The organism is Mesorhizobium sp. SEMIA396 (assembly GCF_024518615.1).
Classification (GTDB): domain Bacteria; phylum Pseudomonadota; class Alphaproteobacteria; order Rhizobiales; family Rhizobiaceae; genus Mesorhizobium.
Genome location: NZ_JANIFC010000017.1, coordinates 81,632 through 104,902 on the forward strand (window position 1 = coordinate 81,632; position 23,271 = coordinate 104,902).

Annotated in this window: 18 protein-coding genes; 11 read left to right on the forward strand and 7 right to left on the reverse strand. The window is 63.4% G+C overall.

Annotated elements, in window-relative coordinates:
- Positions 1-234: 234 nt before the first annotated feature.
- Positions 235-1,527 carry an L-rhamnose catabolism isomerase gene (gene rhaI / locus NP503_RS30610; protein WP_164748870.1) on the reverse strand — a complete coding sequence of 431 codons (1,293 nt, stop codon included), beginning with the start codon at positions 1,525-1,527 and terminating at the stop codon, positions 235-237.
- A 97-nt stretch (positions 1,528-1,624) separates the two neighbouring features.
- Positions 1,625-3,727 (reverse strand): bifunctional rhamnulose-1-phosphate aldolase/short-chain dehydrogenase, encoded by a 2,103-nt coding sequence (locus NP503_RS30615; protein WP_127267355.1) that lies wholly within the window; start codon positions 3,725-3,727, stop codon positions 1,625-1,627.
- A gap of 185 nt (positions 3,728-3,912) precedes the next feature.
- Here NP503_RS30615 and NP503_RS30620 point away from each other — a divergent pair, with 185 nt between their 5' ends.
- From NP503_RS30620 to NP503_RS30650, 7 genes are all read left to right on the forward strand, one after another.
- Positions 3,913-4,722 (forward strand): DeoR/GlpR family DNA-binding transcription regulator, encoded by an 810-nt coding sequence (locus NP503_RS30620; protein ID WP_023813909.1) that lies wholly within the window; start codon positions 3,913-3,915, stop codon positions 4,720-4,722.
- Between the two features lie 55 nt (positions 4,723-4,777).
- Positions 4,778-5,773 (forward strand): rhamnose ABC transporter substrate-binding protein, encoded by a 996-nt coding sequence (gene rhaS / locus NP503_RS30625; RefSeq protein WP_013533599.1) that lies wholly within the window; start codon positions 4,778-4,780, stop codon positions 5,771-5,773.
- A gap of 84 nt (positions 5,774-5,857) precedes the next feature.
- Positions 5,858-7,399: a sugar ABC transporter ATP-binding protein gene (locus NP503_RS30630; protein WP_127269353.1), complete on the forward strand. Its 1,542-nt coding sequence runs from the start codon at positions 5,858-5,860 to the stop codon at positions 7,397-7,399.
- The gene (locus tag NP503_RS30635; protein WP_127269352.1) at positions 7,396-8,370 is read left to right on the forward strand and encodes an ABC transporter permease; all 975 of its coding nucleotides are present in this window, start codon (positions 7,396-7,398) and stop codon (positions 8,368-8,370) included. Before NP503_RS30630 ends, NP503_RS30635 begins: the two co-directional genes overlap by 4 nt.
- The gene (locus NP503_RS30640; protein ID WP_127269351.1) at positions 8,367-9,362 is read left to right on the forward strand and encodes an ABC transporter permease; all 996 of its coding nucleotides are present in this window, start codon (positions 8,367-8,369) and stop codon (positions 9,360-9,362) included. Before NP503_RS30635 ends, NP503_RS30640 begins: the two co-directional genes overlap by 4 nt.
- Complete coding sequence (rhaM, locus tag NP503_RS30645; protein WP_127269350.1) at positions 9,362-9,679, forward strand: L-rhamnose mutarotase; 318 nt, start codon at positions 9,362-9,364, stop codon at positions 9,677-9,679. Before NP503_RS30640 ends, rhaM begins: the two co-directional genes overlap by 1 nt.
- Positions 9,676-11,052 (forward strand): FGGY-family carbohydrate kinase, encoded by a 1,377-nt coding sequence (locus NP503_RS30650; RefSeq protein ID WP_127271724.1) that lies wholly within the window; start codon positions 9,676-9,678, stop codon positions 11,050-11,052. Before rhaM ends, NP503_RS30650 begins: the two co-directional genes overlap by 4 nt.
- Here the strand turns inward: NP503_RS30650 and NP503_RS30655 are convergent, their stop codons facing one another.
- The 3 genes from NP503_RS30655 to galE form a co-directional block, all read right to left on the reverse strand.
- Complete coding sequence (locus NP503_RS30655; protein WP_127271726.1) at positions 11,053-12,879, reverse strand: alanine racemase; 1,827 nt, start codon at positions 12,877-12,879, stop codon at positions 11,053-11,055.
- A 2-nt stretch (positions 12,880-12,881) separates the two neighbouring features.
- On the reverse strand, positions 12,882-14,132 hold the full coding sequence (locus NP503_RS30660) for a D-amino acid dehydrogenase (RefSeq protein WP_127271728.1): 1,251 nt from the start codon (positions 14,130-14,132) through the stop codon (positions 12,882-12,884).
- 105 nt (positions 14,133-14,237) lie between these two features.
- On the reverse strand, positions 14,238-15,233 hold the full coding sequence (galE, locus tag NP503_RS30665) for a UDP-glucose 4-epimerase GalE (protein ID WP_127270794.1): 996 nt from the start codon (positions 15,231-15,233) through the stop codon (positions 14,238-14,240).
- 267 nt (positions 15,234-15,500) lie between these two features.
- Between galE and hemA the strand changes: the two genes are divergently transcribed.
- On the forward strand, positions 15,501-16,778 hold the full coding sequence (gene hemA, locus NP503_RS30670; protein WP_127270796.1) for a 5-aminolevulinate synthase: 1,278 nt from the start codon (positions 15,501-15,503) through the stop codon (positions 16,776-16,778).
- A 335-nt stretch (positions 16,779-17,113) separates the two neighbouring features.
- On the opposite strand, the gene NP503_RS30675 is transcribed toward hemA, so the two are convergent.
- Positions 17,114-18,280: a pyridoxal phosphate-dependent aminotransferase gene (locus NP503_RS30675; RefSeq protein WP_127271730.1), complete on the reverse strand. Its 1,167-nt coding sequence runs from the start codon at positions 18,278-18,280 to the stop codon at positions 17,114-17,116.
- A gap of 112 nt (positions 18,281-18,392) precedes the next feature.
- On the reverse strand, positions 18,393-18,815 hold the full coding sequence (gene mscL / locus NP503_RS30680; protein WP_027038576.1) for a large conductance mechanosensitive channel protein MscL: 423 nt from the start codon (positions 18,813-18,815) through the stop codon (positions 18,393-18,395).
- A 142-nt stretch (positions 18,816-18,957) separates the two neighbouring features.
- Here mscL and NP503_RS30685 point away from each other — a divergent pair, with 142 nt between their 5' ends.
- The 3 genes from NP503_RS30685 (at position 18,958) to NP503_RS30695 (ending at position 23,152) form a co-directional block, all read left to right on the forward strand.
- A complete protein-coding gene (locus NP503_RS30685; RefSeq protein ID WP_127268170.1) occupies positions 18,958-19,272 on the forward strand; it encodes a hypothetical protein in 315 nt (104 codons plus the stop codon).
- A complete protein-coding gene (locus tag NP503_RS30690; protein ID WP_127268171.1) occupies positions 19,262-19,537 on the forward strand; it encodes a type II toxin-antitoxin system RelE/ParE family toxin in 276 nt (91 codons plus the stop codon). Before NP503_RS30685 ends, NP503_RS30690 begins: the two co-directional genes overlap by 11 nt.
- 126 nt (positions 19,538-19,663) lie before the next feature.
- Positions 19,664-23,152 (forward strand): PAS domain-containing hybrid sensor histidine kinase/response regulator, encoded by a 3,489-nt coding sequence (locus NP503_RS30695; protein WP_127272462.1) that lies wholly within the window; start codon positions 19,664-19,666, stop codon positions 23,150-23,152.
- The last annotated feature ends 119 nt before the right edge of the window (positions 23,153-23,271 follow it).

Genomic DNA, 23,271 nt, shown 5'->3' on the forward strand with positions numbered 1-23,271 from the left:
AGAAGAGCCCCCTCACCCGGATTGCCAACTGAATTGCGAAGCGCAATTCGAGGCAATCCGACCTCTCCCCGAGGGGAGAGGAGGTTGTCAGCGCTGACGTCAGTCTCTTCTCCCCAGCGGGGGTGAGGCGTGGTCCGCGCAGCGGGCCAAAAGCCAACTGCTTGGCTTTTCGAACAACGAACGCCCGGAGGGTCGGTGGCCGCAAAACGGCCGGATGAGGGGGCCGGCTCGGCCTCAGACAATGCCGCCAGAGCCACCCACAACCGCCGGCCGTTCCGCAGCGACCTTGGCGCGGTAACCCGCCGCCCTATAGGCCGCGACCGGATCAATGGCGCCACCAGTCTTCAGCCGCGCCATGGCGAGGATCGGCTCGACATCGGTGCGGTAGGCGGCTTTCAGCGTCTGCGTCGCCATCAGCGCATCATTACTGTCCTGAAAACCTTCCAGCGCCTTGCGATCGACGAGCAGCGCCTGCGCATAGGCGCGCTGCACCTCGACCGCCGACAGCATCAGGCTTTCGATCGGATCGGTGACGTTGTGACTCTGGTCGAGCATGTGCGCCGGATCGAAACCCTCGGTGCCGGACAGTTCGGCATCGACCAGTTCGTTGAAGACGAGGAACAGCCGGTAGGGGTCGATCGAACCGGCATCGAGATCATCGTCGCCATACTTCGAATCGTTGAAATGGAAGCCGCCGAGCTTCTTGAATTGGATCAGCCGCGAGACGATCATCTCGATGTTGACGTTGGGGGCATGGTGGCCGAGGTCGACGAGACAGAACGCCTTGTCGCCCAATTCCCTGGCGATCATGTAGTTGGTGCCCCAGTCCTGCACGACGGTGGAATAGAAGGCCGGCTCGTACATCTTGTGCTCGCTGAACAGCTTCCAGCCGGCGGGCAGTCCGGCGTAAACCTCTTTCATGGCGTCGAGATAGCGCTCGAACGCCTTGGCGAAATTGACCTGGCCCGGGAAGTTCGAACCGTCGCCGATCCACACCGTCAGGGCCTTGGAGCCGAGCGTCTTGCCGATCTCGATACATTCGAGATTGTGCTCGACCGCTTGCCGGCGCGTGCCGGCATCGGCATGCGACAGCGAGCCGAATTTGTAGGAAAGCGCCTGGTCCTTCGCGTCGGAAAAAGTGTTGGAGTTCATGGCGTCGAAGCCGAGGCCAAAGCGCGAAGCCGCCTGCTTCAGCCGGTTCGGGTCGGCCTTGTCCCACGGAATGTGCAGGGAGACGGTCGGCGTCGCTTGCGTCAATTGCTGGATGACGGCGCAGTCCTCGATCTTGTCGAAGATATCGCGCGGCTCGCCGGCGCCGGGAAAGCGGGCAAAGCGCGTGCCGCCGGTGCCGACACCCCAGGACGGGATCGCCACCGCGAATTTCTCGACCTTGTCTCTGATAGCGTCGATGGCGATGCCGCGACGGTCGAGCCGCTCGCCGAGCGAGGCGTAGTCGCGCTCGAGGTTGGGCTTGCGCGCGGCGTTGTCCTTGTCGACGAGGTCGGCGGAGATGATGGATTCGGACAAGTGCTGGTTCCTCCCAAAATATATGCGGGCAGCGCTGCCCCTCATCCGCCTGCCGACACCTTCTCCCCGTATAGTGATGGGGAGAAGGGCGAAGCGGCTAGCGCGTAAAGCTCTGGGCGTTGCCCGCGTCGACATTGATGATGTTGCCGGTCGACTTGGCCGACATGTCGGACGCCAGGAAATAGATCGCTTCGGCGATGTCTTCCGGGAAGACCGAGCGCTTCAGCATCGAACGCGAGCGATAGTGCTCCTCCAGATCGTCGGTCGACATCTTGTAGGCGGCGGCGCGCTGTTCCTTCCACTCGCCGGTCCAGATCTTCGAGCCGCGCAGCACCGCGTCCGGGTTGACGACATTGACCCTGATCTGCGCCTCCGCGCCCTCAAGCGCCAAGCAGCGGGCGAGATGGATCTCGGCGGCCTTGGCGGTGCAATAGGCGGCGGCGTTGGGTGATGCGGCAAGGCCGTTCTTGGAGGCGACGAAGACGACGTTGCCACCAATCATCTGCGCGCGGAACAGCCGGAACGCTTCCCGCGAGACCAGGAAATAGCCGGTCGACAGGATGTCCATGTTCTTGTTCCACAGCGCCAGCGTCGTCTCCTCGATCGGCGCCGAGGAGGCGAGGCCAGCATTCGACACCAGAATGTCGATGCCGCCGAACTCGACCGCTGTCTCGGCAAAGCCGGAGATAACCTGGTCCTCCGAGGTGACGTTGATCAGCACCGGGCGGACGAAATCCTTGCCATAGACCTTGGCCAGTTCGTCATTGGCGCTGGCCAGCGCTGTCTCGTCGATGTCGGCCAGCACCACGCAGGCGCCTTCGCGCAGCAGCCGGTTGGCCGTGGCGCGGCCGATGCCGCCGGCGCCACCCGTGACCAGGGCGATCTGGCCGGCAAGCGACTTCGGCTTCGGCATGCGCTGCAGCTTCAGATCCTCGAGCAGCCAGTACTCGATGTCGAAGGCTTCCTGTGCAGGCAGCCCGACATAGGACGAGACGGTGGAGGCGCCGCGCATGACGTTGATGGCGTTGACATAGAATTCTCCCGAAATGCGCGCCGTCGCCTTGTCGCCGGCGAAGGTGAACATGCCGACGCCGGGCATCAGGTAGACGACGGCATTGGGATCGCGGATGGCGGGCGAGTCCGGATGCTTGCAGCTGTCGTAGTAGGCCTGGTAGCCGACGCGATAGGCTGCGATGTCGTCGGCAAGCCGCGCAATCACCGCATCGACATCGGGCTTGGCCGGATCGAATTCGATGACCAGCGGGCGGATCTTGGTGCGCAGGAAATGGTCGGGGCACGAGGTGCCGAGTGCCGCCAGCGGGCGCAGATCCCTGGAATTGACGAATTCGAGCACGGCGGCGGAATCGTCGAAATGGCCTGTTTTGTGGCTCTTCTCCGAGATCAGGCCCCGAATCCTCGGCATCAGTTTGGCCGCGATGGCACGGCGCTCGGTGGCGTCGAGTGCCTTGACCACTTCACCGCCGAAGATAGCGACACCTTCGGAGCGGCGCTCGAACCATTCGATCGCCTGGTTGATCACCGAGATCGTCGTCTCGTAGCATTCCCTGGGGGTGTCGCCCCAGGTGAACAGGCCGTGGCTTTCCAGGATGACACCCTTGGCATCGGGGTGTTCGAGGCAGAATTTCTCCAGCCACAGGCCAAGCTCGAACCCGGGACGCTTCCACGGCAACCAGCCGATGGCGTCGCCGAAGATTTCTTTGGTCAGCGCCTTCGAATCCTTCGCGGCGGCAATGGCGATGATGGCATCGGGATGCATGTGGTCGACAAAAGGCTTCGGCACGTAGGCGTGCAACGGCGTGTCGATAGAGGCCGCGCGTGGATTGAGGTTGAAGGTGCAGTGCGGCAGGAAGCCGACCATTTCATCTTCGTGCTCGACGCCGCGATAGAGACCTTTGAGCGCGCGCAGCTTGTCCATGTAGAGCGTAGCAAAGCCGTCCAGCTTGATCGAGGCGCTGTCGCCGCCCGATCCCTTGACCCACAGCACTTCGACATCCTCGCCGGTGAGCGGGTCTCTCTCCCAGATCTTCGACGACGTGTTGCCGCCGCCATAGTTGGTGACGCGCTTGTCGGAACCAAGTGTGTTCGAGCGGTAGACCAGAAGTTCCGGCCCGCTCATAGCGTGAGCCTTGGCCTCGTCCCACAGATTGGCGAGGCGCGCGCCGGTGCGCTTGTCGAGCATAAGAAATCCTCCCGAAGGCACGCAAAAGGCGCGGCCATTTGGCCCCGAATTTCCACGGAAGCAGCCGGCTTGTCAATCACAAACGATCAATATCGATCATATTGCACTGCACAATGAAATTATATGATCGGAAATGATTGACACTGCGCGTTTTGGGTGCCTAGATGCTCAGGCAGGGAGGAACCATGCACGAAAAAGAGCGCCACAGGATCATTCTGTCCGCTGTCCAGGAAAAGCCTGTGGTGACGGTGCAGGAGATGGTCGACCTGACGGAGTCGTCCGAGGCGACGATCCGGCGCGATATCGCGGCCCTCCACGTCCAGAAGCGGCTGCGCCGTGTGCGCGGCGGCGCCGAGGCAATCTCGCCGCCGCAGTTCATCGGGCTGGCCGGCCGGCCCTTTTCCGTCAACGAAACGATCAACGCCTCGCAGAAGCGGGCGATTGCACGCGAAGCCGTGGAACTGTGCAAGGACGGCGAACCGATCATCATCAATGGCGGCACCACCACCTTTCAGATGGTGCATTTCCTGACCGGCCGCCGCATGCCGATCTTCACCAATTCGTTCCCGATCGCCGAGCACCTGCTCAAGCACTCCAAGAACACGGTGATGCTGTCGGGCGGCACCATTTATCGCGAGCAGAACATCATCCTGTCGCCCTTCGACAATGACGTGACGCGCAATTTCTATGCGCGCCGCATGTTCATGGGCGCGCAGGGTCTGGGGCCGCTCGGCCTGATGGAGGGCGATCCGCTTTTGATCCAGGCGGAGCAGAAACTGATCGACCAAGCCGACGAGTTGGTGGTGCTGGTCGATTCCTCGAAATTCCGCAAACGCTCCAGCCTGATCCTGTGCGGCCTGTCGCGCATCGCCACCGTCATCACCGATGACGGCATCGAGGATCGCGAAGCCAAGATGCTGGAGACCGCGGGGGTGACGCTGATCGTCGCCCGCACATCCGCGACCAACAAGGAAGAATCTTCACTGCAGGCCTGAGGCCAACTCGCGCTCGCAGCGACGATGGAATGCAACGCTCAAGGGAGGAAATTCGATGAGCTTCTTGAAGAAATTGATGGTGACGGCTGCATTCTCAGCCGCCATGTTCGTGAATGCCGCCTATGCCGAAAACGTCAAGATCGCACTGGTGGTGAAATCGCTCGGCAACGGCTTCTTCGATGCCGCCAACAAGGGCGCCGAAGAGGCGGCCAAGGAACTCGGCGATGTCGACATCATCTACACCGGCCCGACCAAGGCGACCGCCGAAGCGCAGATCGAAGTGGTCAATTCGCTGATCGCGCAGAAGGTCAACGCCATCGCCATTTCGGCCAATGACGCCGACGCCTTGGTGCCGGTGCTGAAGAAGGCCATGGAACGCGGCATCACCGTCATCTCGTGGGATTCGGGCGTCGCCAAGGAAGGCCGCCAGCTTCACCTCAACCCGTCCGATACCGGCCTGATCGGTGAGACCATCATCAAGCTTGCCGCCGACCACCTGCCGGAAGGCGGCGAGGTCGCCATCCTGTCGGCCTCCTCGACCGCCACCAACCAGAACGCCTGGATCGACGCGGCCAAGAAAATCCTGCCGGAGAAGTTCCCCAAGATCAAACTCGTCGCCACCGTCTATGGCGATGACGATTCGGCCAAGAGCACCGACGAAGCCAAGGGCCTGTTGAAGTCCTATCCGAACCTCAAGGCGATCATCGCGCCGACCACCGTCGGCGTCGTCGCCGCCGCCCAGGTCGTCACCGACGAGAACCTGATCGGCAAGGTCAATGTCACCGGCCTCGCGCTGCCGTCCGAGTTCAAGAAGTTCATCGACAACGGTTCCAGTCAGGCGGTTGCCCTGTGGAACCCGATCGACCTCGGCTACTCGGCCGTCTACCTCGCCCATGATCTGGCGGTGAAGAAGGAAGAGGCGAAGCCCGGCGCCACGCTGTCGATCGGCCGCGTCGGCAAGGTCACGCTCGACGACACCAACTCGGCTGCGATGGCTCCGCCCTTCCAGTTCGACAAGTCGAACATCGAAAAGTTCTCCAAGATCTATTGATCTGGAGTCCTCTCGAGCTGACGCGGCGGGGCTCACGTCCCGCCGCGACTTTAAACGAACCTTGTTTCAGGGCTTGATACGATTATGGACACGACAGCCCAACACGGCGCGGTGAAGGAGCGGCCTCCGGCCTCGGCTCCACGCCTGACGCTGTCCGGCATCTCCAAGAGCTTTCCCGGCGTGCGCGCGCTGCACAATGTCAGCCTGTCGCTCTACCCCGGGCAGGTGACGGCGCTGATCGGCGAAAACGGCGCCGGCAAGTCGACGCTGGTCAAGATCATGACCGGCATCTACCAGCCCGACGGGGGTACGATCAGCATCGACGGCCAGGCCGTCACCCTGCCGAGCGCGCATGCCGCCTTCGGGCACGGCGTCACCGCCATCCACCAGGAAACCGTGCTGTTCGACGATTTGTCGGTCGCAGAAAACATCTTTCTCGGCCATGCGCCGCGCACGCGATTGCGCACCATCGACTGGCGCACGATGCGCAAGAACGCGCGCGAAGTGCTTGACACCATGCATGCCGGCCACATCGACGCCGATGCGCGCCTGAAGGACCTCGGCATCGCCAACAAGCATCTGGTCGCCGTTGCGCGCGCCATGTCGATCGACGCGCAGATCGTCATCATGGACGAGCCGACCGCCGCACTTTCGATGAAGGAGATCGAGGAGCTCTTTTTGCTGATCGAGTTCCTCAAGAGCGACGGCAAGGCAATCCTGTTCATCAGCCACAAGTTCGACGAGATCTACCGTATCGCCGACCGCTACACGGTGTTCCGCGATGGCGAGATGGTCGGCGAAGGCCTGATCAAGGATGCCGGCCAGAGCCAGATCGTGCGCCTGATGGTCGGCCGCGCGGTCGATCACATCTTCCCGCAGCGCAAGGCCGAGATAGGCGCGCCGGTGCTCTCCGTTTCCGGCCTGTCGCATCCGACCGAATTCAACGACATCGGCTTCGAACTGCACAAGGGCGAGATCCTCGGCTTCTACGGCCTGGTCGGCGCCGGCCGCAGCGAGGTGATGCAGGCGATATCGGGCATCACCCGCACATCAGCCGGCACGATCACGCTGGAAGGCAAGACGCTCGCGCCGAAATCGGCGGCGGATTCGATCGATGCCGGGATCGTCTACGTGCCCGAAGAACGCGGCAAGCAAGGCGTGGTGATCGGCCTGCCGATCTTCCAGAACGTCTCGCTGCCTTCACTCAAGCGCACATCGAAGTCCGGCCTGCTGCGGCTGTCGGAGGAGTTCGATCTGGCCCGCTCCTACACCGAGCGGCTCGACCTCAGGGCCTCCTCGCTCAGCCAGGACGTCGGCACGCTGTCGGGCGGCAACCAGCAGAAGATCGTCATCGCCAAATGGCTGGCGACGTCGCCCAAGGTGATCATCCTGGACGAGCCGACCAAGGGCATCGACATCGGCTCGAAGGCCGCCGTGCACGGCTTCATGGCCGAGTTGGTGGCGCAAGGCCTGTCGGTGATCATGGTGTCCTCCGAGCTGCCCGAAATCCTCGGCATGTCCGACCGCGTCGTGGTCATGCGCGAGGGGCTCGTCGCGGCGGTCTACGACAACAAGGGGTTGGACGCCGAGACGCTGGTTCGGACGGCAGCGGGGATCGCGGCATGAAGGCTTTCCTGAAATACCGTGAAATCTGGCTGTTGGCGGCCATCGTCGTGCTGATCGGGCTGATTTCGACGCGCTTCCCGGCCTTTGCCGACCCCGGCAATCTGCGTCAGGTGTTCAACGACACCTCGATCCTGATGATCCTGGCGCTCGGCCAGATGGTGGTCATCCTGACCCGGTCGATCGATCTGTCGATGGCGTCCAATCTCTGCTTCACCGGCATGGTGGTGGCGATGCTGAACGCAGCACATCCGGCGATCCCGATCCCGCTGCTGATCGTCATTGCGCTGGCCGTCGGTCTGGTGCTCGGCGCCATCAACGGCCTGCTGGTCTGGCGGCTGAACATTCCCTCGATCGTGGTGACATTGGGCACGCTGACCATCTATCGTGGCGCGACCTTCGTCCTGTCCGGTGGCGCCTGGGTCAATGCCGACAAAATGAGCCCGGACTTCATCGGCTTTCAGCGCGCCGCCTTCCTCGGCATTCCGGTGCTGTCGTGGATCGCCATCCTGGTCATTGCGCTGTTCTTCGTCCTGATGACGCGCACCGCGCTCGGCCGCTCGATCTATGCCATCGGCGTAAACCCGACGGCTTCCGTCTATGCCGGCATCGATGTCGGCCGCACCAAGTTCATCGTCTTCTGCATCTCCGGCATGATCGGCGGCCTGTCAGGCTATCTCTGGATCTCGCGCTATGTGATCGCGTCGGTCGAGGTCGCCAATGGCTATGAGCTCAACATCATCGCCGCCTGCGTCATCGGCGGCATCTCGATCGCCGGCGGCATCGGCTCGGTCGGCGGCGCGGTGCTCGGCGCACTGTTCCTGGGCATCATCTCCAACGCGCTGCCGGTCATCAACATCTCGCCCTTCTGGCAGATGGCGATTTCTGGCAGCGCCATCATCCTGGCCGTCGTGCTCAACGCGCGCGGCGAACGCCAGCAAGGCCGCATCATCCTCAGAAAGGTGGAGGCGTGACCGACATCCCTGCTCCGCGCCACATTCCCGACCGGCTCGACAAGCCGCTTCGTTCGGCGATCTTTTCCTGGGAAGCGCTGCTGGTCGTGGTGGCCGTCGCCATCTTCGCCATCAACAGCTTCGCCTCGCCCTATTTCCTCGACCCGTATTCGCTGTCCGATCTGACCTTCAATTTCACCGAGAAAGGCCTGATCGCCTTCGCCATGGCGCTGCTGATCATCTCGGGCGAGATCGATCTGTCGGTGGCCGCCATCATTGCGCTGGCGTCGACGATGATGGGCATGGCGGTGCAGGCCGGCGCCGGCATGCCGGTGCTGGTAGCGATCGGCATCGTCGTCGGGCTCGGCTGCGGCGCCTTCAACGGTCTGCTGGTGACAAGGCTCGGTCTGCCCTCGATCGTCGTCACCATCGGCACGATGAGCCTGTTTCGCGGCATCGCCTTCATCATCCTCGGCGACCAGGCCTACAAGGGTTATCCCGCAAGCTTCGCCTTCTTCGGCCAGGGCTATGTCTGGTGGGTGGTGTCGTTCGAACTGGTGCTCTTCCTGATCGCGGCCGTCGTCTACTGGTTCCTGCTGCACCGTACGAGTTTTGGCCGACGCGTCTTCGCCATCGGCAACAATCCGATAGCTGCGCAGTTTTCCGGCGTGCGCGTCGGCCGCACCAAGTTCCTCCTGTTTTGCCTGACCGGGCTGATGTCGGGCATCGCCTCGGTGCTGATCACCTCGCGGCTCGGTTCGACGCGGCCATCGATCGCGCAGGGCTACGAGCTGGAAGTCATCACCATGGTGGTGCTCGGCGGCGTCAGTATCCTCGGTGGCGCCGGCAGCATTGTTGGGGTCGTGCTCGCGGCCTTCATCATGGGGCTGGTGACCTTCGGGCTTGGCCTGCTCAACGTGCCCGGCATCGTCATGTCGATCTTCATTGGCCTGCTGCTGATTATCGTCATTGCCCTGCCGATCGTCTGGCGGCGACTCCGCGGAGGGCGTTGATGGCCGAGAAATATGCATTCAAGATGAAGCTGAAGCCCGGCATGAAGGCCGAGTACAAGCAGCGTCACGATGAGATCTGGCCGTCGCTGGTGTCACTGCTGAAGCAGGCCGGCGTCTCCGATTATTCCATCCATCTCGACGAGGAGACCAATATCCTGTTCGGTGTTCTGTGGCGGCGTGACGACCACGGCATGGACGAATTGCCCGGATATCCGGTGATGCAGCGCTGGTGGGCTGAAATGGCCGACATCATGGAAACCAGGCAGGACAACGAGCCGGTGGCCGTGCCGTTGGAAACCGTGTTCCACATGGCATGAGTGCGATGCGCCACATCGCCGTTATCGACATCGGCAAGACCAACGCCAAGGTGGCGCTGGTCGACCTCGCTACGTTGAGCGAGGTGGCGCTGCGCCGCATGTCCAATGCGCCGGTGCGACAGGCGCCTTACCCGCACCACGATGTCGAGGCCCTGTGGGCATTCATCCTCGAAAGCCTTGCCGGTCTCAATCGCGAACAGCGCATCGACGCCATTTCGATCAGCACCCATGGCGCGACCGGCGTGCTGGTCGACGCGGCGGGTGAACTGGTGCTACCGGTGCTCGACTATGAGTTCGACGGCCCCGACGGGCTGGCCGAGGGTTATGACGCGATCCGCCCGCCCTTCTCCGAGACCGGCACGCCGCGCCTGCCGCTCGGCCTCAATCTTGGTGCTCAATTCTTCTGGCAGCAGAAGAGCTTCCCGGCGGAATTCGCCAGGGCCGCCGCGATGCTGATGTACCCACAATACTGGGCGTTGCGCCTGACCGGCATCGCCGCCAACGAGGTCACCTCGCTCGGCTGCCACACCGACCTGTGGAACCCGTGGACGGCGGATTTCTCATCGTTGGTCGACAGGCTGGAATGGCGCGGGCTGATGGCGCCGGTGCGGCCGGCCAGCGACCGCCTCGGCCCGATCCTGCCCATCGTTGCGATGCGAACCGGACTCGATCCGCAAACGCCGGTGTTCTGCGGCCTGCATGATTCCAACGCCTCGCTTCTGCCGCATCTTCTCTCCGACAAACCGCCTTTCTCCGTCGTCTCGACCGGCACCTGGGTGGTGTCGATGGCGGTCGGCGGCAAACAGATTGCGCTGGATGCCGCGCGCGACACGCTGGTCAATGTCAACGCAATCGGCGATCCCGTTCCCTCGGCGCGCTTCATGGGCGGCCGCGAGTTTTCCGGGCTGACAAAGGATCAGCCGGAGCAGTGGACCGAGAATGATGTCGGCGCCGTGCTGGCGCGAAAAATGCTGCTGCTGCCGTCGACCCAGCAAGGCTCGGGGCCATTCCCGCACCATGCCGCGGCATGGGTCAACGCCGACGGCCTGAACAGCGGCCAGCGCTTTGCCGCCATCTCGTTCTACCTGGCATTGATGACGGCAACCTGCCTCGAACTGATCGGCGCGGACGGCCCGACCACGGTCGAAGGCCCCTTTGCCCGCAACCGGCTCTTTGTCGGCATGCTGGCGGCAGCCACGGCGCGCGCCGTGGTTGGGTCCGAGGCCGCCACCGGCACCAGCATCGGCGCGGCGCTGCTGGCATCCGATCAGCCGGCGACGCACGGCAAGGGCGAAAGAATAGAACCGCCTGTAGACCCGGCCTGGGTCGACTATGTCAGCGCATGGCGCTCGGCAGTGGACGTGCAGGGCTGATCAGAGAATCCGTTTGCCGAAAGCCGACATGACGAAGTTGACCGCGTCGGTGCCGATCCGCGGCTCCAGATCCGCCGTCAGGCCCGAGACATCCATCGACAGCAAGCCACCGGAGAGCGCGATCGCCTCCATCGCCTGGTGCGTTTCGCGCACGGTCAGCCCGCCGGAGCCCGCAGCCCAGCCGGCGAATTCGGTTGCGGTCGGCGAATAGCTGACATGAAAGCCTTGCGTGCCTGAGGTGGCGATGCGGATCGCTTCGTGCATCAGGTCGCGCATGCCCATGGCGTCGATGTCGGTCATGGTGAAGGCCGACACGCGCGAATCCTTCAGCACCCGCGCCTCGGCCGGATCGGCGTGGCGCAGGCCGACGATGACGACATTTTCCGGCGACAGCTGCGGCTGCAGCGCGCCGGCCTTGTGATCGAGCCCGAGCGATCGCGCCAGGACCGAACATTCCGGCAGGTCGATGCCCTCCTCGTCCTCTGGCATCAGGGCGGCGATGGAATCGATCCAGATCAGGCCGAAAGAATGCGTCGCGCGAGCCGTCGCGGTCAGCGCCTTGTGGGCGATGCGACGATCGACGCCGGCAATCAGCCGGACCAGCCCCGATGGCGGCCGCTCGACATCGGCGAGTTCCACCACGTCGAAGTTCATCGCTTCCAGCCGGGCGCCGGTGCTTTCCCGGGCCAGGATGCCGGCAGCTCCCTGCCCGGCCGTGATCTGCACCATCTTGCGGCCGGAAAAATCCTCGACGTCGTGCATCGGGGCCTTCTCGACATATTCCGAGGTCATCGCCAAAAGCATGGCGCCATAGCTCATGCGGAAGGCGACGCGGTCGCCGACGGAGGGCCTCGGGTCGGCATCGGCGACATCCAAAAGCAGATGATCGCTGGAGGCGCCGAGCACCCTTATCCCCCTGGCGATCGGCGTCAGTCCCTCGACCAGCACATCCTCACGGCCGATATTGGCGATGGCGCGCAGCCTGTCGCCTTCGTCGGGGAAGACCGGCTGATTGCCGAAGGCGTCGTAGCCCGATTGGCCGATCGGTCGTGACGGCTTGAGCTTGACCTCGATGATGTCGCTTGTCAGCCGGCAGGCATCGGGTTCGAGCTCCGCCCACGGCGTGTCGCGGAAGGTCTCGACACCACCCTGCAGGATCGCCTCGCCGACGCGCAGATTGTTGATGCCGGCCGGCAGTCTGCCTTCGAGCAGCAGCGGCAGCGACGACGAGGCGCCGCCGGAGATCACGTCGAGGCTTCTGCCGGACAGGCGCTCGGTCTTGTAGGCATGGGCGACGAGTTGGCCGAGATTTTCCGGCGTCGGCATGATGGCGCCGAAACAGCCGAGATTGGTGCCGATGCCGGCAATGCGAACGCCCTTGAACTGCAGTATCTGCTCGACGGTCGGGATCAGGTCGTTCGGCCAGATGCCTTCTCGCAGATCGCCGAGATCGATCATCAGCATGATGTCGTGGATGCGGCCCATGCGCTCGGCGATGCGCGATATTTCGCGGATGGTGGCGAGTTCCGACTGCAGGCTGATGTCGACGGTGCGCACCACCTCCTCGACCCGCGCCATCGGCGGGCTGCGCAACAGCATGATCGGCGCGTTGATGCCGCTGTCGCGCAGCCGGCGGATGTTCTCGAAACGCGATTCGGCGATGCCGGCGACACCGCCGCGCAACATGGCGCGCGCCACTTGCGGCATGCCGCAAGTGCCCTTGGTAACGCCGAACACTTTTATGCCCGACAGCGCGCAGCGCTCGACGATCGTGCGCGCATTGCGCTCGATGCGGCCAAGGTCGATAGCGACTTGCGGTCCCGACATCACTACCCCCCGTAGACCAGCCCCTGCGGGTCGATCTCCGGCTTGCGGCCGGAAACGAGGTCGGCAAGGAATTTCCCCGAGCCGCAGGCCATGGTCCAGCCGACATGGCCGTGGCCGGTGTCGAGATAGAGATTCTTGTAGCGAGCCTGGCCGATGACCGGCACCGAGTTGGGCATCATCGGCCGCAGACCGGCCCAGAACACAGCCTTCTTCTCGTCGAAGGCACCCGGGAAAAGATCCTTGCCGGTGCTGATGATCGTCTTGAAATCGGCGGGCTTGAAAGTTCGGTCGAAGCCGGTGAATTCAGCCGTCGAGGACATCCGCAAGCGGTTGCCCAGCCTGGAATAGCCGATCAGCCGGTCCTCGTCGGCGCCGCCCATGGTCGGTCCCTTGCTTTCGTCCTCCAGGGGAATCGTCGCGGTATAGCCCTTTACCGGATAGACAGGCAGGTCGATGCCGTAACGGCGCCCGAGCAGGCCGCTCTCCGGTCCCATCGAGATGACCACGGCATCGCCGGCGACCGGGCCGGCCGACGTCATCACCGCGCGCACATGATCGCCCTCGATGTCGAGGCCTTCGACTGTCGTGCCGAACAGGAATTTGACGCCGAGCTTCTCGGCAGCATAGGCGGCCAGCCTGTCGACAAACTGCTTGGAATCTCCGGTCTGGTCGGTTGGCGAATAGACGCCCCCGGCAATCTTGTCCTTGACGCCGGCAAGGCCTGGTTCCAGCTCGACCAGCCGGTCGCGGCCGACGATTTCGATCGGCAGGCCGTGCCTGGCAAGATAACGGTAATTGTCGGTGCCGGTATCGAGGCTCTTTTGCGAGCGGAAGAAGTAGAGAATGCCCTTCTTGCGTTCGTCGTAGTGGATGCCGGTCGCTTCCGAAAGCGCATTGATGCAGTCACGCGAATAGAGCGCGAGCCTGAGCTTGATGTCGGTGTTGGCGCGCAGGCGCGCCACCGTGCACTGGCGCAGGAAACGCAGGCTCCAGGCGAGGAAATAGGGATCGAGGCGCAGCCTGACCTTGATGCCGAGATCATGGTTGTAGAGCCCGCGCAGGAAAGTCTTCAAAGCCGCCGGCGAGGCCCAGGCGGTGGCGTCACCCGGTGACACCAGGCCGGCATTGGACTGGCTGGTGCCTTGTGCCGCCGCCGGATGGCGCTCGATCACTGTCACCTCATGGCCGTCGCTGGCCAGATAATAGGCGGCCGCCGTACCGACGACACCGGCCCCGAGCACCGTTATTTTCATGCCATCCCCCAAGAGCTCCTCGCGGCGCGGCGCCTCCGCACCTTGCCGCGAAGGCCTTCAATAGCGCTTCGCTGCCCGCCTTGCGAGCCCTTGGGAGAACCCGGCTCAGCCGCGCGCGGAGTTCTTGCCGGTCAAGATGCGCTCCCAGGCGAGCGCGTCGGCGACGATCTGGTCGAGATCGTCGCGTTGCGGGGTCCAGCCGAGCTCGGCGCGGGCGAGATCCGAATTGGCAACCACCGCCGCGGCATCGCCAGGACGACGGTCGCCCATCTTCACCTCGAAATCACGGCCAAAAGCGCGGCGCACGCTGTCAATGACCTCGAGCACCGAATAGCCATGGCTGTAGCCGCAATTGGCGACGAGGCTTTGTCCCCCGGCACGCAGCCGCTGCAAGGCCAGGCGATGCGCCGCCGCCAGGTCGCTGACGTGGATGTAGTCGCGCATGCAGGTGCCGTCCGGCGTCGGATAATCGGTGCCGAACACCTGCATGAACGGCCGCTTGCCAAGTGCCGTCTCGCAGGCGACCTTGATCAGATGGGTTGCGCCCGGCGTCGACTGGCCGGTGCGGCCCTTCGGGTCGGCGCCGGCGACGTTGAAGTAGCGCAGCGCGGTATAGCGCAGGCCATGCGCGATCGACGCGTCGCGCAGCATCCACTCACTCATCAGCTTGGACAGGCCATAGGGCGATTCCGGCGACAGGCGGGCGTCCTCGCGCACCGGCTCCAGGCCGGCTCCGCCATAGACGGCGGCAGTCGATGAAAAGATGAAATTGGGCACGCCTTCGCGCACCGCGGTTTCGATCAGCGTGCGCGTCTTCGAGGTGTTGTTCTCGTAGTAACTGAGCGGGTCGGCGACCGATTCCGGAACCACGATCGAGCCGGCGAAGTGAATGATCGCGTCGACCTTGTTCTCCCTGATGACCGAGCCGACCAATTCCCGGTCGGCAACGTCGCCGACGACCAGCCTTGCCTCGGGCGCCACCGCCCATTCGAAACCGGTGGAAAGGCGATCGAGGACGACCACGCCCTCGCCGGCATCAAGCAACTCCCAGACCATATGGCTGCCGATGTAACCGGCGCCGCCTGTAACCAAAACCGTCATCCGCTTCCTCGCTTATCCAAGATTTATCGGAAACTGTCTCAACCCCCGCTCTACTGGAAAGCCCGCCGCATAACCATTGAAACCGTGGTAACCGGCATCGCCGGCTAGTGGCATCGTCCTGAAACAAAGTTGATCCACATCAAGGGAATAGGCCACGATCCGTGATCGTTAGGAACAGGTCCGGGGCGTGGCATTTTGACCAAAAAGGCCAGGTGGACGACCAACAGGCCAATGATTATGATCCCGCGCAAAAATTGGGAAGCCTATATGAACTATCAGCGGTTCTTCGAGGAAGCGATCGACCAGCTCCATGCCGAGCGTCGCTACCGCGTTTTCGCCGACCTGGAGCGGATCGCGGGCAAGTTCCCGCGCGCCATCTGGCGTTCCAATGGCCGCGCCGAGGAAATCACCGTCTGGTGCTCCAACGACTATCTCGGCATGGGCCAGCATCCCGACGTCATCGCCGCGTTCCAGAATACCGCTGGCAAGATGGGTTCGGGCGCCGGCGGCACCCGCAACATTTCCGGCACCTCGAACCCGCTGGTCGAACTCGAGGTGGAGCTTGCCGACCTGCACGACAAGGAAGCGGCACTGGTCTTCACCTCCGGTTTCGTCTCCAACGAGGCCTCGATCTCGACCATCGCGAAGCTTTTGCCCAACTGCCTGATCATCTCGGACGAATTGAACCACGCCTCGATGATCGAAGGCGTGCGGCGTTCCGGCGCCGAGAAAAAGATCTTCCGCCACAACGACGTCGCGCATCTGGAAAGCCTTTTGCAGGCGGCGGGACGCGAACGCGCCAAGCTGATCGTCTTCGAAAGCGTCTACTCGATGGATGGCGACATCGCGCCGATCAAAGAGATCGTCGAGCTCGCCGAGCGCTACAACGCCATGACCTATATCGATGAGGTCCATGCCGTCGGCATGTACGGGCCGCGCGGCGGCGGCATCACCGAGCGCGAAGGCCTGGCCGACCGCATCGACATCATCGAAGGCACCCTGGCCAAGGCATTCGGCACGCTGGGCGGCTATATCACCGGCACCAGCGCCGTGATCGACGCCGTGCGTTCCTATGCGCCGGGCTTCATCTTCACCACGGCACTGCCGCCGGCGATCGCGGCTGCCGCGACCGCGTCGATCCGCCATCTCAAGCGCTCGCAGGCCGAGCGCGACGCCCAGCAGCAGCAGGCGAGCCGAACCAAGCAGATCCTGTCGGCCGCCGGCCTGCCGGTGATGGACTCGCCGACCCACATCGTGCCGCTGCTAGTCGGCGATCCCGAGGCCTGCAAGATGGCCAGCGACCGCCTGCTCGGCGTGCACGGCATCTACATCCAGCCGATCAACTACCCGACCGTGCCGCGCGGCACCGAGCGGCTGCGCATCACGCCGACGCCGTTCCACTCCGATGCACTGATCGCCGAATTGCAGGATGCGCTGGTCGAGACCTGGGATGCGCTCGGCATCCCCTATGGCTCCGCCGGGCGGCCTTCGGTAGCCAAGAGCGACCGCATCATTCCCCTGCTGGTCCCCAAGTCAGGCGGCTGAAGCCGTTGCTGGTTGCGCCTGTCGATTGCTTCCAACGCCGCGACGCTCCGACGTCACGGCATGGATCCTAGGGTCTCCGCGACGTCGCTTCGCGACTGCTACGCCCTAGGATGACGAAGCGTGGGGGCTTCTGGCTAGTCACAGAGTTGGAGTCTGGCATCGTAGCAATGGCCGACCTTCGAGGTTGGCCGAGGCATCTTTCTCTTCGTCATCCTAGGGCGAAGCAAGGAGCGAAGCGACGCGGCGCAGACCCTAGGATCCATGCCGTTACTGCGGCCGAAGAGTGAGGCGGTCCAGAATCTTCAAACGCGCGGCTTTCCTGTCCAGCCCAATCCTCAAACTGCCTTCATCCACTTCGCCAGCCGGTGCGCCGCTTCCTCGACCTGGTCGAGGCGGCGGTGGAAACACAACCGCAAAAACGCCTCGCCGCCGGGGCCGAAAGCCGTGCCTGGCGCCAGGCCGACATTGGCCTTGTCGACAATGTCGAAGGCAGCGGTGCGTGAATCGGTGATGCCGTCGACAGTGAAAAACAGATAGAACGCACCCTGCGGCACCGTAAACCGGGCGCGGCCGGTGGCGCCGAGGATGCCGCAGACAAGGTCGCGCGCCTTGCGCGCCCGCTCCACCTGTTCGGCAACGAAGGCATCGCCCTCATCAAGGGCGGCGGCCGCGCCGCGCTGCATGAACTGGGCGACGCCGGAATTCGAATATTGGATCAGGTTCTCGAACACCTGCTGCAAGCTCGGATGTGTCTTGATCCAGCCGACGCGCCAGCCGGTCATAGCCCAGTTCTTGGAGAAGGAGTTGACATAGAGGATGCGGTCTTCCGCCGACGCGATGTCGAGGAAGGACGGCGCGCGGCCGTGGCCATAGTGGAACAGAGAATAGATCTCGTCCGCGATGATCCAAAGGTTTTTGGCGCGCGCCAGATCGAGGATGGCCTGCAAGGTCTCATCATCGGCGGTCCAGCCGGTCGGATTCGACGGCGTGTTGATGAACAGCGCCTTTGTGCGCGGCGTGATCGAAGCCGCGAGCTTCTCGACGTCGCAGGACCAGCCATTGCCGGAATGATCGAGCGTCACCGCGACCGGAACGGCTCCCGCTATCGCTGCCGCGGCATCGAAATTCGGCCAGGCCGGCGACAGATAGACAACCTCGTCGTCGGCACCGGCGAGCGCGTCGAGCGCCAGCTGGATGGCATGCATGCCGGAGCCGGTGACGATGAATTCTTCCTCCGGGAAGGTCTTGCCGAAATGCCTGGCATAGTAACGGGAGAGTGCCTGCCTAAGTTCGGGGATGCCCCTTTGCCAGGTGTAGAATGTCTCGCCGCCGGCCAGCGCCTTCGACGCGGCATCGGTGATAAAGGCCGGCGTCGGCAGGTCGCCCTCGCCGGCCCAGAGCGGAATCATGCCTTCGCGCAGGCGGCCGTAATTGACGACGGCGACAATGCCGCTTTCGGGTGCCGCACGGGCCTCGGTGCGCAAGCTGTCGATCAGGGTCATTGGCGGGTCCGTTTTGGTCTGCGGTTTTCGTCAGCGGTCCTTACCAGATGCGAAAACAGAAAACCCCGGCCGCGAACGACCGGGGTTTTGGTCCAGCAAATGCCGCCCGTGGTCAGCGCCGGGCGAGCAGATCGCGAATTTCGGTGAGCAGCGCGACGTCGGCAGGCGGCGGAGCGGCCGGTGCAGCGGGCTTCTCGCGCTCAAGCCGCTTGCGCATGTTGTTCACCGCCTTGACCATCAGGAAGATGATGAAAGCGAGGATGAGGAAGTTCAGAGCCACGGTGATGAAGCTGCCATAGGCAAAGACCGCGCCCTGCTTCTTGGCATCGGCCAGCGAGGTCGCGTTGACGGCTGAGGACAATCCGAAGAAATAGTTGTTGAAGTCCAATCCGCCGAAAATCGCACCGACGATCGGCATGATGATGTCGTTGACAAGGGAATCGACGATCTTGCCGAAGGCCGCGCCGATGATGACGCCGACCGCAAGGTCCATCACATTACCCTTGGAAATAAATTCCTGGAATTCTTTCAGCATTCGACCCTCCTTGTCGTGACTGGCCGAGTTGCCGTTTCCGTCCTTGCGACATCGACCTGAGACAACATAACAAAAACCTCCTGACGCAACATCGGCAAAAAGGAGAAAGCAACCGGTTTCTCCTTACCGGGAGCCGGCTAGGTTGCTCGCCGAGACCGACCCCGGTTCAGTTGTTCGAGACCCACGGTTCGGCAGGAGCAGCGTTGAATTTCTGGCAATCATAGGCGTTTTCGCCTACAATATTCTCATGAACATGCTCGAAACCATCAGCATTGACGTTTACCCGTGGGCGGCTCCGACAAAGGAGCAGCGCGCTTGGTTCGACGCACTTTCGCCCGATGAGAAGCGGAAAGCGATTCAGGCGGCCATCGACGAAGGTTTTGAGAGCCCCGTCAGCGACAAGTCTATCGACGACATTATTCGGGAAGCGCGTGCCGAATTCCCGCATGCGTCATAGGATAACGCATCGCGCCGAACGCGATCTGAAAGACATTTACCGACACACCTTCGAAAACTTCGGCCACACTCAGGCCGAAAAGTATCTGCGTGAACTCGACGCGGTGTTTGAGTTGCTCGGCGATTACCCGAATATGGGCAGGCTCTATGAAGGCAGGACCCATCAGTTCGTCCATGGCAAGCACATCATCCTCTATCGTATGGGTTCGGAGGAGATCATTGTCGGCAGCATCTTCCACGGCGCCCAGCGGCGATCTTCACCATAACGACATCGACACCGACGCGCCGGTCTGAGAACCGTCCTACACAGCTCTGCAATGGACTCGGACGCCAAGCTGTGATTGCGTCCGGGCAAGCCGGATAGAAAGACGGCAGAGGAGGAAAGTCCAAGCGTGCAGGGCTTGTTCATCGTCATCATCGCGGTCGCCTATGTGACGCTGCTGTTTGCCATCGCCAGCCTCGGCGACCGCCGCTCGGCCATCTCCGAGCCGAGCCGGGGGCGGCCTTTCATCTACGCACTCAGCCTCGCTATCTACTGCACATCCTGGACTTTCTTCGGCTCGGTCGGTCTCTCTTCCGAACGCGGCCTCGAATTCCTCGGCATCTATACGGGCCCGGTGCTCGTCTTCGTGTTCGGCTTCCCGCTGCTCAACCGCATCGTGCGGCTGGCCAAGACCGAGAAGATCACCTCGATCGCGGATTTCCTCGGCGCGCGCTACGGCAAGAGTTTCACCGTCGCGGCGATCGCCACACTGATCGCCACCATCGGCGCGGTGCCCTATATCGCGCTGCAGTTGAAGGCGATCTCCGGTTCGGTCAGCCTGATGGTCGAGCACTATACGGGATCGCCGCCTTCGTTCGATCCCTTCGTCAGCGACATCTCGTTGGTCGTCGCCATGCTCCTGGCGCTGTTTGCGGTGCTGTTTGGAACCCGTCACGCCGACGCCACCGAACACCAGGACGGGCTGGTGCTGGCGGTGGCGGTCGAAACCGTGGTCAAGCTCGCCGCCTTCCTGGCGATCGGCCTGATGGTCACCTTCCTGATCTTCGGCGGCCCGGGCGACATGTTCGACAAGCTCGCCCAGAACGGGCAGGTCCGGCAGGCGATGAGCTACAACACCTCGCTCGCCACCTGGCTGGTGCTGACTTGCCTTAGCGGCTTTGCCATCATCATGCTGCCGCGGCAGTTCTACGTCACCATCGTCGAGAACCGCGGCGAGGCCGAACTGCGCACCGCGACATGGGTGTTTCCGCTCTACCTCGTGGCGATCAATCTGTTCGTGCTGCCGATCGCTTTTGCCGGCCTGTCGCTGGTCGGCACCGGGACCAGCAGCGATCTCTACGTGCTGTCGCTGCCCTTGTTCACTGGCCATGACTTGCTGGCGATGGCGGCTTTCATCGGCGGCCTGTCGGCGGCGACGGCGATGGTGATCGTCGAGAGCGTGGCGCTGTCGATCATGATCTCCAACGACCTCGTCATTCCGCTGTTCGTGCGCCGCCTGCTCAAGACCTCGACCTCCGAGACCGAGGACTGGTCGACGCTCATTCTCAATGTTCGGCGCGGGGCGATCTTCATCCTTTTGTTCATCGCCTTCCTCTATTATCGCGAGAGCACTGACAGCGCGCGGCTGTCGTCGATCGGCCTGATGTCGTTCGCGGCCATCGCCCAGTTCGCGCCGGCGCTGATCGGCGGGCTGATCTGGCGCGGCGCCACTGGCCGGGGTGCGGCACTTGGCATGGTCGCCGGCATCCTCGTCTGGGGCTACACGCTGCTGTTTCCATCGCTTGCCGCCCCTGATACCGGCATCATCGTGCACGGGCTGTTCGGCTTCGAGGCGCTGCGGCCGCAGGCATTGTTCGGCACCGTCGCCGAACCGCTGAACCACGGCGTGCTGTGGAGCCTGTCGCTCAACGCGGTGTTCTTCGTGCTCGGTTCGCTGTCGCGCGCATCGGTGCCGCTGGAACGCATCCAGGCGTCGATCTTCGTGCCGCGCGATGCCGGCCCGATGCCAAGCCTGCGCCGCTTCCGCACCGCCATCACCGTCAACGACCTCAAGGACACGATCGGGCGCTATCTCGGCGTCGAGCGCACCGAGCGCTCCTTCCAGTCGTTCGAAAAGACCAACGGAACCTCGCTGCACGGCAATGAGCAGGCGAGCATGGACGTCATCCGCTTCTCCGAGCAATTGCTCGCCAGCGCCGTCGGTTCCTCCTCGGCGCGGCTGATCCTGTCGCTGCTGTTTCGGCGCCACGACCGCGAATCCCGAGATGCCTTCCGCTTGCTCGACGACGCCACCGAGGCGCTGCAGCACAACCGCGACCTGTTGCAGATCGCGCTCGACCAGATGGAACAGGGCATCACCGTCTTCGACCGCGATTTCCGCCTGATCTGCTGGAACCGCCAGTACCGGGCGCTGTTCGACCTGCCCGACGAGATGGGCCAGGTCGGCGTCTCGCTCGACCGCATCCTGCGCCATCTCGCCGAACGCGGCGACATCCCCGCCGATCAGCGTGTGGCCATGCTCAACCGCCTGACCAGTTTCGTCAGCCCATGGCAGATGGAACTGAAAACCTCGGGCCGCATCCTGGAACTGCGCTCCAACCCGATGCCGGACGGCGGCATCGTCGCCACCTATGCCGACATTTCCGGGCGCGTCGAACAGGATCTGGCGCTGAAGCGTGCCAATGAATCGCTGGAGCAGCGCGTCAAGACCCGCACCATCGAACTGACCCGGGTCAACGAGGAGCTGGCGCAGGCGCAGATGCTGGCCGAGGAGGCCAATCTCGGCAAGACGCGCTTCCTCGCCGCCGCCGGCCACGACATCCTGCAGCCGCTCAACGCCGCCCGGCTCTATTGCTCCTCGCTGATCGAGAAGGCCGGCAAAGGGCCTGCCGGCAAGGCCGCCGTGAACATCGAATCCTCGCTGGAATCGGTCGAGACCATCCTCGGCGCCGTGCTCGACATCTCCCGCCTCGACGCCGGCGCGATGAAGCCGGACGATACCGCCTTCAACCTCGACGGATTGCTGCGCCAGATCGGCAACGACTTCCGGCCGCTCGCCGCCGAGAAGAAGCTCGCGCTGACCATCATGCCGTCATCGCTGACAGTGACGACGGACCGCAATCTGCTGCGCCGCCTGATCCAGAATCTCGTCTCCAACGCCATCAAATACACGCGCCACGGCCGCGTGCTGGTTGGCGTCAGACGGCGCGGCGATTTGGCCGAGATCCAGGTGATCGACACCGGCATCGGCATCGCCGGCGACAAGCTGAACACCGTCTTTCGCGAATTCACCCGGCTCGACGAGGGCGCGCGCGAGGCCGAGGGCCTCGGTCTCGGCCTCTCCATCGTTGACCGCATCGCCCGGGTGCTGCGGCTGGAGATCCGGATCTTTTCCAACCCTGGCAAGGGCACGCGCTTCTCCGTCATCCTGCCCGTCGCGGCCGTGCAGGAACCGCGGCGCGAGATCGACGCCAGGGTTCCTGCCCGCGCGACGGCTTCGCTGGCCGGACTGCATGTGCTGTGCATCGACAACGACGCCCGCATCCTAGAGGGCATGCGGCTCCTGCTCGAAGGCTGGGGTTGCAACGTCGACACCGTGTCCGGTTCAAAGGATCTGGAAAGCGTGGTGACACACCGCCCGGACATCGTCCTTGCCGACTACCATCTCGACGGCGAAACGGGTCTCGATATCATCGTCAGGCTGCGCGCGCTCCATGGCGACACCCTGCCGGCCGTGCTGGTCACCGCAGACCGCTCCAATGAGGTGCGCACGGCCGCCGGCGGGCTCGAGATTGCGGTGATCAACAAACCGCTCAAACCAGCGGTGCTGCGCTCGATGATGGCCAGGGTCAGGCCGCTGGCACCGGCGGCCGAATAGCAGCAAAGGCGCCCGGTCTCAGCCCTGGTGTCCGAGGGTGGAGTCCTAGAGCATTTCACCGTTTCACGGAAAACGGCGATCTGCTCTAACTCTTTGTTTTAACGCAATTCTAAACGGAA